Origin of the sequence: Arthrobacter zhangbolii, from assembly GCF_022869865.1 — a bacterium.
Lineage (GTDB): Bacteria > Actinomycetota > Actinomycetes > Actinomycetales > Micrococcaceae > Arthrobacter_B > Arthrobacter_B zhangbolii.
Window position 1 is genome coordinate 3,108,155 of record NZ_CP094984.1, and the last position, 14,747, is coordinate 3,122,901.

The window sequence follows — 14,747 nt, forward strand, 5'->3', positions numbered from 1 at the left end:
AGACTGGTCAGCATGATGGAGACTTTGGCCTTCGAGACAGCCGGCCCGGAGGCCGGGCACCGCGGCTCAGACCGCCCGCGCCGTCGGCCCCTGCTGCCCTGGCGAACCGGCGAGGACTGGGAACGCCCGGGCCCCACTGAGGAGCAGCAGCGCAATGACGTGATCGGCACGCTGATCCTGCTCCTGGTGGCTGCCGTCATTCTGGAAATCAGCCGCGGGATCGGCGCCGCAGCCGGTGAAACCCGCCCCATCTGGGCGCAGCACGCCGCGCTGGCACTGATGATCCTGCCGCTGGTGGTGCGGCGCCGCTACCCCGTCCTGGTGATGCTCGTCAGCAGCGCCGCGTTCCTGTCCCTGTCCCTGCTGGTGCCCAGCATTGCCGGGCAGGCAGCGTTCCAGGCCGCCTACTTTGCCTCCCTCTACACCGCCGTGGCGTGGGCCCGTGACCGCAGGATCCTCTGGCTCGGCACCGTGGTGGTCATAGCCGTGATGGCGTTGTGGGTACTGCTGTCCTTCACCGTCTCCTCTTCCTATGACGGCATGCTCGAACGGCTAAACGAAGGCGATGAGACCTACCGGGGCTTCCTGCCCCCGCTCACGTCGCTGGCCATCTACAACCTCGCCATCAACGGGGCCTACTTCGGCGGGGCGATCATGTTCGGCATGAGTTCCTGGCGCAGCGCGCACCAGCGCGAGCTGCTGGTGAAGCAATCCGCCCAGCTGGAGGCCCAATCCGCGGAGCTGGCACGCCAGGCGGTGCTGGATGAACGGCTGCGCATCGCCCGTGAACTGCACGACGTCGTGGCGCACCATATCGCCGTCATCGGTGTGCAGGCCGGTGCCGCACGCCGTGTGCTCGAGAAAAAACCCGATGCCGCGGCCGGTGCCCTGCAGACCATTGAAGCGTCCTCCCGTGAAGCGGTGGCCGAAATGCGCGCACTGCTGGGGGTTCTGCGCGCCGAGGACCAGCCGGCGGCGGAGTCCGACGGCGGTGCGCGGCGCACCCCGGAACCCGGCCTCGCCGATCTGCCCGCCCTGGTGGCCGAACACGAACAGCTGGGCCTGCGGGTGGCCTACCACCGCTCCGAGGAGGAGCCCGGTGCCCTGGACCGCATCCCGGCGCCGCTGGCGCTGTCCATTTACCGCACGGTGCAGGAATCCCTGGCCAACGTCCGCCGGCACTCCACGGCGTCAGCCGCCGTCGTGGCCCTGCGCACCGGCTCCACCGGGGCGACCAGTTCCACCGGTGCCGCTAAATGGGTGGAGGTGGAAACCGTGGATGACGGCCGTCCGCGCAGCGGCAGTACCGCCGGCTCCGGGTTCGGGATCCGCGGGATCCGGGAACGGGCGGCCCTGCACCGTGGCCACACTGAGATCGGTCCGCGGGAAGGCGGCGGCTGGCGCGTCCGGGTCCGCTTTCCGCTGTCCTGACCGGCGCGGAGGACGGGGGCTGGGGACACAACGCTGAGAACCCGGCACGTATGACCCGGCGCGTATGACACAGTCCTGTCACATCCCCGCCCCGGCCGCCGGTCCTCCCCGGGTACGGCCGCCCGTGCCGCTACCGTGGTGGTACGCGGTCTGTGCAGGCATGGTCCGCGCTGTGGGGGGGGGTAATCCCGTGGAAAGGGAGGATAAACAGATGGAACCGATCCGTGTCCTGCTGGCAGATGACCAGGCACTGGTGCGGGCCGGCTTCGCCATGATGCTCTCCGTCGAGGAGGAAATCGAGGTGGTGGGCCAAGTGGCCAACGGCCGCGACGCCGTGGAGTTTGCCGCCGCGAATCCGGTGGACGTCATCCTGATGGACGTGCAGATGCCGGTTCTGGACGGGATCCGCGCTACGGAACAGGTGGTGGCGGCAGGGACCGCCAAGGTCATCATCCTGACCACCTTTGAGCGCGATGACTACCTCTTTGACGCCCTGCGTGCAGGTGCCAGCGGTTTCCTGCTCAAAAACGCGGACCCGGATGACCTGGTGGCTGCGGTGCACGCCGTGGCCTGCGGGCATGCCCTGCTGGCGCCGGAGATGACGGTGCGTGTCATTGAACGTTTCGCCAGCCAGCAGCGGGACGAAACCGCCGCGGCGGATGCCGCCGGGCCGGCGTCGCCCGTCCCGTCCCCGGCCGCCAGGGAGACGCAGAAACTCCTCGATTCCCTGACCTCCCGCGAACGCGAGGTCCTGGTAAATGTGGCCGCCGGGCGCAGCAACGCCGAGATTGCCGCCGGCATGTTCGTAGCCGAGGCAACCGTCAAAACGCATGTGTCCAACCTGCTCGCCAAGATCCAGGTCCGGGACCGGGTACAGGCCGTGGTCTTCGCTTACGAATCCGGGCTCATCCTCGCGGGGGACAAACCCGCCGCGGACTAACCCGCACGGCTCTCCCCCGGACGGCTGATCCTCCGCTGCGGTGCCCTGACTAGGCTTAATGGAAACGATTCCCCATTGAGCCCGGCCTGCCGGGAAAAGGAGCGGCCACCATGCTGCAGGTACGCAGCCTCACCCGGCGGTTCGGCGACAAAACCGCCGTGGACAACGTCAGCTTCGACGTCCCCTCCGGCAAAATGACCGGGTTCGTGGGCGCCAACGGTGCCGGCAAAACCACCACCATGCGAATGATCATGGGGGTGCTCACCCCCAGTGACGGCGAAGTCCTGATGGATGACGTGCCGCTGACCGCGAAGATGCGCTCACGTTTCGGGTACATGCCCGAAGAACGCGGCCTGTATCCCAAGCAGCCCATCCTGGACCAGCTGGTTTACCTGGGCCAGCTGCACGGCATGAGCCAGAATGATGCGCGCAGTGCGGCCAAGGACATGCTGGAACGGTTCACCCTGGCGGACCGGGCCAAGGACAAACTCGAATCCCTGTCCCTGGGCAACCAGCAGCGAGTGCAGATCATCGCGTCCCTGATGCACCGGCCCACCGCCCTGATCCTGGATGAACCGTTCTCCGGCCTGGACCCGGTGGCCGTGGATTCCATGGTGGAACTGCTGCGGGACTACACCGCGCAGGGCGTGCCGGTGCTCTTCTCCAGCCACCAGCTGGACCTGGTGGACCGGCTCTGCGACAACCTGGTGGTCCTGCAGCAGGGCCGGATGATTGCTTCCGGCACCGGCGAGGACCTGCGGGCCCGCGCCGCCAACCGGCACCGGCTTACCGTCCATCCCGACGCCGGCTGGATCCGTGAAGAGCCCGGCGTGCGCGTGCTCGACGTCGCCGGCCCGGACGCCGTCGTCGAGTTCGACGACGACGCCGCCGGGCAGCGCCTGCTCGCCGCCGCCCTCCGCCGCGGCAGCGTTGAACAGTTCTCCCCCATCCGTCCGTCCCTGAGCGAGATCTACCGCGAGGTCACAGCATGAGCACCGAACGCAGCACCGCCCCCTGGGCCATCGTCACCCTCCGCGAGGTGATGGTGAAGGCCCGGGACCGCAGCTACCTCATCTCCACCCTGGTCACTCTGCTGATCATTGTGGGCACGGTCCTGTTCAACGCGTTTATGAGTTCCCGCGGCGAGGAATACACCGTTGCTGTCACCGGCACCGAAGGCCAGTCGGTGGTAGCCCTCGCGGATGAGGCAGGCCAGGCCGACGGCGGCAACACCGCCTTCGAAGCCGTCACCGCGGATTCGCCCGACGCCGCCCTGCAGCTGGTCCGGGAGGATGAGGCGGACGCCGCCCTGGTGCGTGAGGACGGCACCTGGACCCTCACCGGGCTCACCGAAATCGGCAACGGCCTGCAGGGCGGCCTGGCGGAGGCGCTGCGCAGCTACGCCCTGGAGAGCAATGCGGCTGCCGCCGGCACCACCTCCGCGGAACTGCTGGCCGGCTCCGAGCTGGAATCCCAGCTGCTGGAAGGCAGCGCGGAGAACCAGCTGCTGGCCACCATTGTCGGCTTTGTCTTCGCGTTCCTGTTCTACATGGCAGCAATTGTGTTTGGCATGGCCATTGCCACCTCCGTGCTGGAGGAAAAGCAGAACCGGGTGGTGGAAATCCTGGCTACCGCCATTCCCATCCGCCAGCTGCTGTACGGCAAGGTCGCCGGCAACACCATCCTGGCCATGGTCCAGCTGGCCCTCTATGCCGGTGCCGCCCTGCTGGCCCTGAACCTCACCGGGACCGCGGAAACCGTGGGGGCCATTGTGCCGGCGTCGGGCTGGTTCCTGGTCTTCTTCCTGGCCGGGTTCCTGATCCTCGCCTCTGCCTGGGCCATGATCGGTTCCATGGCCAGCCGCAGCGAGGACCTGAACAACAGCTCGGCCCCCGTGCTCACCGTGATCATCGTGGCCCTGTTCGCCGGGCTGTTCGCCAAGGGCCAGCTGCTGGTCGCCGCGTCCTTTGTTCCGGTGGTCTCCTCCGTGGCCATGCCGGTGCGGATGCTCAACGGCGACGTGCCGCTCTGGCAGACCCTGGTGTCCCTGGTTATTGCCCTGGCCGCCGCCTACGGCCTGCTGCGCTTCGGCGAGCGGATCTACCGCCGGGCAGTGATGCAGAGCGGCGGTTCGCTGACGCTGCGCAAGGCCATGAAGCTGGAGCAGTAGGGCTTAGAGGCCTTCCTGCATCAGGGCCGCCAGGGAACGGAACCGTTCGTTGTGCTCCAGGTCCTCAAGCAGCACCGCTTCACCATCGGGGCCGCTGAGGGGTATCCGCCAGTTCGGATACTCATCGGCGGTCCCGGGCTGGTTCTGGGTCTTTTTCTCCCCCACCAGGTCCGCCAGCGCCACTCCCAGGAGCACCGACGGGGTCTGCAGCACAAACCGGTGCAGCGCCTCCACGGTCCGCTGCACTTCCTCCCCCTCAAGCTGTCCCGCCGTCTGCCCGGAGGCATCCGCGGGCAGCAGCCCGCGTTCACGCAGGACGGCCAGCACGGCTTCCTGCGCCTCAGTGTCCGCCCGGCGCTCTTCTTCCACCGGCCGGTTGAGCAGGCCCAGGGATTCGCGCAGGTTCACGTGTTCGCCCGCCAGGTACCCCGCGGTGGGCGGCAGGTCGTGGGTGTTCACGCTGGTCAGCGCACCCACCCGGTACTCCTCGGGGGCACGCGGGCCGTCTTCGGTCTGCTCGAACCACAGGATCGAGGTGCCCAGCACCCCGCGCTCGGCCAGGTACTCCTGCACCCACGGTTCGAAAACACCCAGGTCCTCGCCGATAACGACGGCGCCGGCCCGCTGGGCTTCCAACGCCAGGATGCCGATGAGCGCCTCGTGGTCGTAGTACACGTACGCGCCCTCGCCGGGGGACTCCGCGTCCTGCGGAATCCACCAGAGCCGGAACAGGCCCAGGATGTGGTCCACCCGGATGCCGCCGGCGTGGCGGAGGATGGTTCGGATCATGTCCCGGTAGGCGGCGTAGCCGGATTCGGCCAGCCGGCCCGGGTGCCACGGCGGCTGGCTCCAGTCCTGGCCGCGCTGGTTGAACATGTCCGGCGGGGCGCCCACGGAGATGCCCTGCGTCAGTACGTCGCGCAGCATCCACGCATCGGCACCGCCGGGGTGCACGCCCACGGCCAGGTCGTGGATGATGCCGATGCCCATGCCGGCCTTTTTGGCGGCCCGCTGCACGTTCTCCAGCTGCTCGTCGCAGATCCACTGCAGCCACTTAAAGAACTCGATCCGGTCCTGCAGCCGCGGCAGCTGCGCCAGCACGTACTCGCTGTCCGGGCCGGTGGCGTCGTTCCATTCCGGGGCGCCGGGCTTCAGGTCTTCGGCCAGGGCGCACCAGCGGGCGAAGTTCTCCAGGCCCTGCCCGGCGTCGGCCTTGAATGCCTCGAACTGGCGCTGCCGTCCAGGCGTGCGCTCCACAGCGAACACGTCGCGGAGCACCGCCAGCTTGGCGGCGTAGGTGGCGTCGCGGTTCAGCTCCTCGGCGGAGGAGTTGGCCGGGTAGAGGGCACGGGCCGCCTCCCCTGCAGCTTTCCGCTGCGCGTCACCGAGGTAGGCGAATTCCGGTACCGCCTCCACCCGGATGTACAGCGGGTTGAAGAACCGGCGGGTGGTGGGCAGATAGGGCGAGGGTTCAATGGGCGGAACGGGTTCCGCGGCGTGGAGCGGGTTGATCAGCACAAACCCGGCGTTGTAGTCGGCGCCGACGACGGCGGCGAGGTCCGCCAGATCCGTCAGATCCCCAATGCCCCAGGAGCGGCGGGAGCGCAGCGAGTACAGCTGGGCCTGCGGCCCCCACGCCGGCTGCTCCTGCAGGGCGTCCGCGGTGTCCAGCCGGTCCGGGGTCACTACCAGGGTCGAGGCGGCACGGGTCTCTCCGGCTTCCAGCTCCAGCCGGTGCCATCCCAGCGGCAGGCCGCTCGGCAGGGGAACCTGTGTGCGGGCCAGGACCGCGCCCTCCACGTCGAGTTCCGCGTCGGCCTCCGCAGGCCAGTCCAGGCTGAGTTCGCTGCCGTCCTCCAGCCGGATGCGCAGCTTCGCTGCGGTGTCCCGGGGCAGGTGTACGGGCACAGCGCCGGGCCGGCCGCGACGGACGACGGCGGTGGGCGGCAGCGGACGCTTCCAGGCGGCCGTCTCCGACTCGGCAAGGGACCGGAGCAGGTCCTGCTCTGTGTCCACGGCGAGCCCGAGTGCGGTGAGGACACTGCGCAGGGTCTTCTCCGAAACCTGCTGCTCGGCCCCGTCCCATCCGGTGAACGTGGTCGCAACTTTGTGCAGGCCGGCAAGCCGGTGGAGCGGGTCGCCGGTTATGGGGGCGGACTGGGTGTTTGGCGTTTCACTCATGCACCCAATCTATGGCCCCTGTCCGGCCGCCGCATCCGCAGCTTCCGGCTGCGGGCATGCCGGAACCGGCTAGGGACTCTCCTGCGTGAGCCGCCAGCCGTCCTGGAAATCCGGATGGTCCTCGTGGACGGCCGCCAGTGCGGAGAGTGCCAGGCGGGTCCATTCCAGTTCCTCGCGGAACCGTGGATCCTCGTCGTCATCCTCTTCCAGGACCATGCGCGAGAGGGCATGGCGGCGGGCGCCCCCGATGATCTCGATGAGCATGAGCTTGGTTTCGCATTCCTTCAACAGACGCTCTTCGTACCAGCGGTCGGAGAGGGAAACATTGGAAGATGCGAGTAGTTTGCGGGCCTCGGAGATGTCCTCCTGGAAGCGTGTGACCAGGAAATCCACGATATCCATGGCCGAAGCTTACCGGCCGGGGGCGCCCCAGCGAGAGGGTCCTATGCGTGATCGGGAATATTTTATGGGTATACGTCTGTTGGCATAAATATCAACAATCTCAGGAGGCGCCTTTTGCCGGTAGCTAACGCTCCCACTCCGCCCACGACTGCCCGCGCCAAGCGCGTGCGCAGCATCCGTACCCTTCGCCGCGGGGACACCATAGAAGCCCGCAGCGGTGGCGAAACCTATTTCCACGGTGAGGTCCAGGACACGGCCCCCGGTCTGTCCACGGTCTGGATCCGGGATGAATCCAGCGGACTGCGGACCGCACTCAGCATGGATGATTTCACCCTCTGGAAGATCCCTGCCTAGGGTCCTTCCGGTCCCCTGCGTGCCCGGATGCGTCAGTCGATGAGGCTTCCGGCACTTATGTTCAAAGTTGCAGCTGTCATGCTGGCAGCCCGGTCGGAAGCGGCAAACGCCGCTGCATAGCCGACCTCGTCCAAGGTGGCGGCGCGGCCCAGCATGGTGGCGGTGGTGATGGCGTCGGCGATTTCGCCGGCGCCTTCCATGTTTTCCGGCAGGCTTTCCGGAATGCCGCCGGAGCGCAGTGTCACCACCCTGATACCGAACGGACCCAGCTCACTGGAGAGCTGGCGGCGCATGGACTCCATGGCTTCGAACGCCGTCTGGAGTCCGCCCAGGTACATCCCGGGCACCGGGTTCCCGGAGCCGCCGAACACCAGGATCACCCCCGAACGCTGGCGCATCATGTGCCGGGCCGCTGCCTGGGCGGTCAGGAACAGGGTTTGCACGGCGGTAGAGACCGGACGCAGATAATCCGCCAGGGCCATCTCCGCCATGGGGGTGCCCTGCACATCCCCGTGCTGGATAACGTTCACGGAGATGTCCAGGCTGCCCGCCGCGGCGGCCACATCATCGGCATGCCGGTTGACGGCGCTCTCATTGGTGGCGTCCAGCAATGCCGTCTGAACCTCTCCCCCGGCCCGGCGGATGCGCTCCGCAACTGCCTCGAGCGGTTCCGCCGTGCGGCCGGCAAGGAACACCCGGGCACCTTCCCGGGCAAAGGCCTGCGCTATGGCACCGCCAATGGCCCCGCCTCCGCCGTAAATGACCGCGTTCCTGCCGATGAGCATGGGCTCCATGGGGACCTCCCGGGGTTGGCCTGCGACAGCCATCATGAACCGGGCAGTGGAGGAAACACAATGTCCGCTTCAAAAGCTCCCTCACCTAGCATGGACACCATGGCCGTGGAGTGATCCGTGGCACATCTGATGGAACGGAGCTGCTTTTATGTCCTTTTCCCGTACTGTCCCGGGGCCGGTGGCCCCTGCCGTCCTGCTGTGCGACCGCCACCCGGCGGACGCGGTGGCCTTTACCGTTATTGATCCGGATCTCACGTCCGTGGACCTGACCTACGGCGAACTGCGGGAAGGCTCCGAACGGGCCGCTGCCGCCTTCGCCCGGCTCGGGGTACGCCGGGGAGACCGGGTGGCCACCCTGATGGGCAAGAGTGCCGAGTTGGTAACCGCCCTGCTGGGCCTGTGGCGCCTGGGCGCCGTCCACGTGCCGCTGTTTACCGCCTTTGCCACCCCCGCCATTCAGGTCCGGCTGGCGGCCAGCGGCGCCGCGGTAGTACTGGCCGACGCCGGGCAGCTGGACAAGGTGACGCCCCTGGTACAGGACCTGGGGCTGACGGTGCTGACCGCGGGTGGCGACGGCGGTAATGCCGCCGGTCGGGGAACTACCGGCCCGGTGGAGGCACGGGACTGGGACGAGCTGCTGCTCGCCGAGCAGCCGGGACTGGCACCCGCCGTGCTTGACCCGGCTGAGCTGCTGGTGGAAATCTTCACCTCCGGCACCACGGGGGACCCCAAGGGCGTGCCCGTACCGCTCAAGGCGCTGGACGCCTTTTCCGCCTATTTCCACTACGGACTGGACGTGCGGGAGGATGACGTGTTCTGGAACGCCGCCGATCCCGGCTGGGCCTACGGGCTCTATTACGGGATCCTGGCACCGCTGGCGGCAGGGCGGCGCAACCTGCTGCTGCGCGGAGGTTTCAACGCGAAGCTCTGCTGGGACATCCTGGACCGCTTCGCCGTGACCAATTTCGCCGCCGCGCCCACCATTTTCCGCTCCCTGCGCGCGGAGGCGCCCGACGGCGTCGGGCAGCTGTCCCTGCAGCGTGCCTCCAGTGCCGGTGAACCGCTCGACGCCGAGACCATCGGCTGGGCCGGGCGCACCCTGGGCACCGTGATCCGGGACCATTACGGGCAGACCGAAATGGGCATGTGCATTGTTAACGGCTGGGAGGAATCGGTGAACCGGGAGATCCGGCCCGGCTCCATGGGCCACGCGTTGCCGGGCTATCGCACCGAGGTCCTCAATCTCGAGGACGAGGAAACCGCAGCGGCGGGCGCGAAGGGCCGGGTGGCCATCGACGTGCCCGCCAGTCCGCTGATGTGGTTCAGCGGTTACACGGACAATCCGGACAAGAGCGCCGAGCGGTACAGCAGCGACGGGCGCTGGTACTTCACCGGGGACACCGGTTCCCGGGATGAGCAGGGCTACACCTATTTCTCCGCCCGGGACGATGACGTGATCATTATGGCCGGCTACCGGATTGGGCCGTTTGAAGTGGAATCGGTTCTGGCCACCCACCCCGACGTCGCGGAAAGCGCGGTGGTCGGCGTACCGGACGAACTGCGCGGGGAACGCCTGGAGGCATACGTGGTGCTGCGGTCCGGTTCCGGCTCGCCGGAGCTGGCCTCGGAGCTGCAGCAGCTGGTGAAGACGCAGTACGCCGCGCATGCCTATCCGCGGACGGTGCATTTTGTTGCCGAACTGCCAAAAACGCCGAGTGGAAAGCTGCAGCGTTTCCTGCTGCGTGCTTCCCACCCGGCGTCCGGTTCCTGAGGTTGGCCGGCCTGCCGGGCAACCTCAGGCGGAGCTAGATCAGCGCGTCCGAAAGGTGGTTCGGCGTGCCGAAGCGGTGCGCGGTGATGCTGACGGCCTGTTCATGCAGGAACGGCAGCAACTCCACCCGGCCCGCTTCGGTAACCGGCTGGGCGTACACGGCGATATCCGGGGTACCGCCGGTGGCTTCGGCCAGCGCCAGCGGGGATCCACCGATCAGCCGGACCCGGCCGGAGGTCAGCGCGGCGGCTGAGGCCAGCCACGCGGCGTCGCTCTCCACGGTGAACCCGATGCCGAGTTCGGTGAGTACGGCGCGGACACCGGCGGGCAGGTCGAGCGCGGAGGAGACCGTCACTGCCGATCCTGCGGTCACGCCAGCGGCCAGGACCCGAACCAGTTCAGCTGCGGACCCGCCCTCGGAGAGGCGGACCGTCACCGGCACCGGCACGTAGCGGAAGACGTTGCGCTCGGCGGACAGTGCCGAAACGTCCTTCGCGGTGCCGAACTCCGCTGCCCAGGCAGCGGCGTCACTGTGGGCGGCGCGGCGCAGGAACGCGGCGTCGGCGGCGTCGGCGGCGTCGAAGACCGTACCGGCCGATTCCGCAGCCGAGACCAGCCGTGCGGCGGTGCTTTCCGTGCCCAGCTCCGGGGCCCCGGTGCCTGCCGCGGTTTCCCAGTTGCCCAGACCGATCAGGTAGTTCGGGCCGCCGGCCTTGGTGCCGGCGCCCACGGCGGACTTCTTCCAGCCGCCGAACGGCTGGCGGCGGACAATGGCGCCGGTGATTCCGCGGTTCACGTACAGGTTGCCCGCCTGGATGCGGTTGAGCCAGACATCCATTTCCGCCGGGTCCAGCGAGTGCAGTCCCGCGGTGAGGCCGTAGTCAATGTCATTGGCCATGTCGATGGCCTCTTCCAGCGTCGCGGCGGTCATCACGCCCAGGATCGGGCCGAAGTACTCCGTGAGGTGGTATTCCGAGCCGCGGCGGACACCGGTGCGGATGCCCGGGCTCCACAGCCGGCCGCTGTCATCGAGCTGTTCGGGCTGCAGCAGCCAGGTCTCACCCTCGCTGAGCTCGGTGAGGCCGCGCAGCAGCTTGCCGGCGGCCGGTTCAATGACCGGGCCCATCTGCGTGGTGGGATCCTCCGGGTAGCCGACCTTCAGGGACTGCACTGCGTCCACCAGCTGGTTGCGGAAGCGCGGGGACTTCGCCACGGAACCCACCAGGATCACGAGTGACGCGGCCGAGCACTTCTGCCCGGCGTGGCCGAAGGCGGATGCGGCGACGTCGCGGGCGGCGAGGTCGAAGTCCGCGCTGGGGGTGACGATCACGGTGTTCTTGCCGGATGTCTCTGCCAGCAGCGGCAGGTCCGGGCGGAAGGAACGGAACAGTTCGGCGGTCTCGTAACCGCCGGTGAGGATCACGCGGTCCACGGCGGGGTTGGAGATCAGCTGGCGGCCCAGTTCCTGCTCGCCCAGCTGCACCATCTGCAGCACGTCGCGGGGCACACCTGCTTCCCACAGCGCCTCGACCATGACGGCGCCGCAGCGGGCGGACTGGCGGGCGGGCTTGATGACGACGGCGGATCCGGCGGCCAGCGCGGCCAGGGTGGAGCCGGCAGGGATGGCGACCGGGAAGTTCCACGGCGGGGTGACCACGGTCAGCCGGGACGGCACAAAGGTGGCGCCTTCGACCGTGTCCAGCTCACGGGCCAGTTCGGCGTAGTAGTGCGCGAAGTCGATGGCTTCGGATACCTCGGGGTCCGACTGGTCCAGGGTCTTGCCGGTCTCGGCAGCCATAACCTCCATCAGATCCGCGCGGCGGGCCTCCAGGACCTCACCGGCACGGTGCAGCACTTCGGCGCGCTCGGCACCGCTGAGCGCACCCCAGGCCTTGCCCCTGGTTACCGCTGTATCGATGACGGTTTCCAGTTCGGCTTCGGTGCCGACGGCGGCGGCAGCCACGGCGGCCTTGCCCAGCTCGGAGCCGGGCACCCGGGAGAGGATGTTCCGACCCCAGGCCTGGTTGGCGGGCAGCGACGGGTCGCTGTCCGGGGTGTTGTCGAAGCTGTCCGTGGCGGCTGCTGCGGCGGGCAGGGTGCGGTCCTGCACGCGGTGCGGAGCCGGCACCGTGGTGTCCAGGTTCTCCACCGAGGCCAGGAAGCGCAGCTTTTCGCGCTCGAAGAGTGCTTCATTCTCCGCCAGTTCGAAGACGGCGGACATAAAATTCTCGGAGCTGGCTCCTTCTTCGAGCCGGCGGATGAGGTAGGCGATGGCAACGTCGAATTCCGCCGGGTGCACCACCGGGGTGTAGAGCAGCAGGCTGCCGACGTCGCGGCGTACCACCTCGGCCTGGCCGGCGGCCATGCCCAGCAGCATTTCGAATTCAATGCCGTCCCGCACGCCGCGTTCCCCGGCGAGCAGCCAGGCGAAGGCGACGTCGAAGAGGTTGTGTCCGGCCACGCCGATCCGCACGTTGCCGATCCGGTCCGGGTGCAGGGCGTAGTTGATCACGCGCTTGTAGTTGGTATCGCTGTCTGCCTTGGTGTGCCAGGTGGCCAGCGGCCAGCCGTGCAGGGAGGCTTCGACCTGCTCCATGGGCAGATTGGCACCCTTGACCACGCGCACCTTGATGGCGGCGCCGCCATCGGCACGGCGGGCGGCGGCGAATTCCTGCAGCCGGATCATGGCCGAGAGGGCGTCCGGCAGGTAGGCCTGGAGCACAATGCCGGCTTCCAGGTCCTTGAATTCGGGGTTGGAGAGGATGCCGGTGAAGACCGCCATGGTCATCTCCAGATCCTTGTACTCTTCCATGTCCAGGTTGATGAACTTCTTCACCGGTGACTGCGCGGCACGGCGGAAGAGCGGGGTCAGGGACTCGATCACGTGTTCCACCGCTTCGGTGAAGGCCCAGGGGGAATGCGGGGCCACCGTGGCGGAAACCTTGATGGAGACGTAGTCGACGTCGTCGCGGGCCAGCAGGGCGTGGGTGCCCTCGAGCCGGCGGGCTGCCTCGTGCTGGCCCAGGACGGCCTCGCCCAGCAGGTTCATGTTCAGCCGGATGTTCTCCTTGCGGATGCCGGCGATGGCCTTGCCGAGCTTGGCATCGGTGGCGTCCACAATCAGGTGGCCCACCATTTCGCGCAGCACCTTGCGGGCGGCAGGGATAACCACCTGCGGCATGACCGGGCCGAGGATGCCGCCGGCGCGCACGGCAGCGCGCATGTACCAGGGCAGGAAGCCGGGTACGCGGGGGGCCAGGGCCGCGAGGTTGCGGGCGGCCACGCGGATGTCTTCGGGACGGACCACGCCGTCCACAAAACCCACGGTGAAACCGAGGCCGTCAGGGTCCTTCAGGACACCGGCCAGCTGTGCTGCCGAGGCATCCACGGGGACGGCTGCAGCCTCGGTAAGCCAGCGGCGCACAAGTGCCACGGACTGCTCTGCGAGCTGCGGATTGGGGACTGCGCCGGCGACGTCGCGGTCCTCAAAGATTTCGGTCATAAGCTGGTGCTCTTTTCGTCTAACAAGTGGCTATCCCCCCGGGGTACTGACCAATCATCCGCTTGTAGTTCAATTAGATAAAGCGATCTTTTCCCACCAATACCGGTTAGGTCTTCCGAACAATCGAAGGGGTGCTCTGCATGCTCGATATCCGCCGCCTGCGGCTGCTGCGCGAGCTGAAGGTCCGGGGCACTTTGGCCTCGGTTGCCACCGCCCTGAACTTCAGCCCGTCCTCGGTTTCACAGCAGCTGGCGCTGCTGGAAAAAGAGGTGGGCGTTGAGTTGCTGCGCAAAACCGGACGGCGGGTCACACTGACCCCACAGGCCGAGATCCTGGTGGATCATGCCGCGCAGATCCTGGACTCAATGGAACGTGCGGAGGCGGATCTGGCGGAGTCCCTGACCACGGTCACCGGTACGGTGCGGCTGGCGGTTTTCCAGTCCGCGGCACTGGCCCTGGTTCCAGATGCTCTCACCATCCTGGGGCGGGACTACCCCGAAGTGCGGATCGAAATGACCCAGCGCGAACCGGAAACGGCGCTGTACGAAACCTGGGCACGGGATTTTGATCTGGTGATCGCGGAACAGTATCCCGGACATGCTGCTCCCCGGTATCCGGGGCTGGACAGGATGCAGCTCACCACTGACGCCATCCAGCTCGCCGTACCCGAGGACCGGCTGGGCGGAGCGGATATCCGGTCCATTGCCGACACCGCCTCCTGCGCCTGGGTGATGGAGCCCCGCGGAGCGGCCTCCCGGCACTGGGCGGAGCAGGCCTGCCGCCAGGCCGGCTTCGAACCGGATGTCCGCTATGAAACGGCAGACCTGCAGGCGCAGATCCGGCTGATTGAGTCCGGCAACGCCGTCGGCCTGATGCCCGAACTGGTGTGGACCGGCCGCACCCCCACCGTGCGGCTGCTGGACCTGCCCGGCATGCCCCGGCGGACCATCTTCACGTCGGTCCGGGAAGCCGGCAGCCGCCGTCCCGCCATCCGGGCCTGCCGCGAGGTCCTGGAGCGGACGGCCCGGCTGGTGGCGTAAGGCCCGGCTGGTGGCGTAAGGGCCGGTGCGGGTTCGTCTGCTCATGGGGGTTCCGCCCGTCGTCTGCCGGTGGGGGTTCCGCGCGTCGTCTGCCGGTGGGGGTTTGGGCGCCTCCGTCTGCCGGGATGGGGTTTGGGCGCCTCCGTCTGCCGGGATGGGGTT

Annotated in this window: 11 protein-coding genes; 7 read left to right on the plus strand and 4 right to left on the minus strand. The window is 68.0% G+C overall.

The features are described from left to right. The first annotated feature begins 12 nt into the window (after positions 1-12). From MUK71_RS14480 to MUK71_RS14495, 4 genes are all read left to right on the plus strand, one after another. On the plus strand, positions 13-1,431 hold the full coding sequence (locus MUK71_RS14480) for a histidine kinase (protein WP_227928456.1): 1,419 nt from the start codon (positions 13-15) through the stop codon (positions 1,429-1,431). A 211-nt stretch (positions 1,432-1,642) separates the two neighbouring features. Beyond that, positions 1,643-2,371, plus strand: a complete 729-nt coding sequence (locus MUK71_RS14485; RefSeq protein WP_227928454.1) for a response regulator — start codon at positions 1,643-1,645, stop codon at positions 2,369-2,371. 110 nt (positions 2,372-2,481) lie between these two features. Then, a complete protein-coding gene (locus MUK71_RS14490; protein ID WP_227902773.1) occupies positions 2,482-3,363 on the plus strand; it encodes an ABC transporter ATP-binding protein in 882 nt (293 codons plus the stop codon). After that, complete coding sequence (locus MUK71_RS14495; protein WP_227928453.1) at positions 3,360-4,541, plus strand: ABC transporter permease; 1,182 nt, start codon at positions 3,360-3,362, stop codon at positions 4,539-4,541. The genes MUK71_RS14490 and MUK71_RS14495 overlap by 4 nt, the downstream gene beginning before the upstream one ends. Positions 4,542-4,544: 3 nt before the next feature. Here MUK71_RS14495 and malQ read toward each other — a convergent pair whose 3' ends face one another. Further along, positions 4,545-6,722: a 4-alpha-glucanotransferase gene (gene malQ / locus MUK71_RS14500; protein ID WP_227928452.1), complete on the minus strand. Its 2,178-nt coding sequence runs from the start codon at positions 6,720-6,722 to the stop codon at positions 4,545-4,547. A gap of 69 nt (positions 6,723-6,791) precedes the next feature. Continuing rightward, a complete protein-coding gene (locus MUK71_RS14505) occupies positions 6,792-7,124 on the minus strand; it encodes a DUF6221 family protein (protein WP_227902781.1) in 333 nt (110 codons plus the stop codon). A gap of 114 nt (positions 7,125-7,238) precedes the next feature. On the opposite strand from MUK71_RS14505, the gene MUK71_RS14510 reads away from it, so the two are divergent. Then, on the plus strand, positions 7,239-7,478 hold the full coding sequence (locus tag MUK71_RS14510; protein WP_227902784.1) for a hypothetical protein: 240 nt from the start codon (positions 7,239-7,241) through the stop codon (positions 7,476-7,478). Positions 7,479-7,510: 32 nt separating this feature from the next. Here MUK71_RS14510 and MUK71_RS14515 read toward each other — a convergent pair whose 3' ends face one another. Next, the gene (locus MUK71_RS14515) at positions 7,511-8,272 is read right to left on the minus strand and encodes an SDR family NAD(P)-dependent oxidoreductase (protein ID WP_227928451.1); all 762 of its coding nucleotides are present in this window, start codon (positions 8,270-8,272) and stop codon (positions 7,511-7,513) included. A 148-nt stretch (positions 8,273-8,420) separates the two neighbouring features. On the opposite strand from MUK71_RS14515, the gene MUK71_RS14520 reads away from it, so the two are divergent. Beyond that, positions 8,421-10,043, plus strand: coding sequence for an AMP-binding protein (locus tag MUK71_RS14520; protein WP_227928449.1), 1,623 nt, complete (start codon positions 8,421-8,423; stop codon positions 10,041-10,043). 34 nt (positions 10,044-10,077) lie between these two features. Here MUK71_RS14520 and MUK71_RS14525 read toward each other — a convergent pair whose 3' ends face one another. Further along, entirely contained in the window at positions 10,078-13,545 is a 3,468-nt protein-coding gene (locus MUK71_RS14525; RefSeq protein WP_227928447.1) for a proline dehydrogenase family protein, read from the minus strand. Positions 13,546-13,685: 140 nt separating this feature from the next. Between MUK71_RS14525 and MUK71_RS14530 the strand changes: the two genes are divergently transcribed. Beyond that, complete coding sequence (locus MUK71_RS14530) at positions 13,686-14,585, plus strand: LysR substrate-binding domain-containing protein (RefSeq protein ID WP_227902792.1); 900 nt, start codon at positions 13,686-13,688, stop codon at positions 14,583-14,585. Positions 14,586-14,747: the final 162 nt, after the last annotated feature.

Coding starts and splice junctions, on each gene's coding strand:
- MUK71_RS14505 (WP_227902781.1), bottom strand. CDS start 7,124: ATGGATATCGTGGATTTCCTGGTCACACGCTTCCAGGAGGACATCTCC.
- MUK71_RS14495 (WP_227928453.1), top strand. CDS start 3,360: ATGAGCACCGAACGCAGCACCGCCCCCTGGGCCATCGTCACCCTCCGC.
- MUK71_RS14480 (WP_227928456.1), top strand. CDS start 13: ATGATGGAGACTTTGGCCTTCGAGACAGCCGGCCCGGAGGCCGGGCAC.
- MUK71_RS14515 (WP_227928451.1), bottom strand. CDS start 8,272: ATGGAGCCCATGCTCATCGGCAGGAACGCGGTCATTTACGGCGGAGGC.
- MUK71_RS14530 (WP_227902792.1), top strand. CDS start 13,686: ATGCTCGATATCCGCCGCCTGCGGCTGCTGCGCGAGCTGAAGGTCCGG.
- MUK71_RS14490 (WP_227902773.1), top strand. CDS start 2,482: ATGCTGCAGGTACGCAGCCTCACCCGGCGGTTCGGCGACAAAACCGCC.
- malQ (WP_227928452.1), bottom strand. CDS start 6,722: ATGAGTGAAACGCCAAACACCCAGTCCGCCCCCATAACCGGCGACCCG.
- MUK71_RS14520 (WP_227928449.1), top strand. CDS start 8,421: ATGTCCTTTTCCCGTACTGTCCCGGGGCCGGTGGCCCCTGCCGTCCTG.
- MUK71_RS14525 (WP_227928447.1), bottom strand. CDS start 13,545: ATGACCGAAATCTTTGAGGACCGCGACGTCGCCGGCGCAGTCCCCAAT.
- MUK71_RS14485 (WP_227928454.1), top strand. CDS start 1,643: ATGGAACCGATCCGTGTCCTGCTGGCAGATGACCAGGCACTGGTGCGG.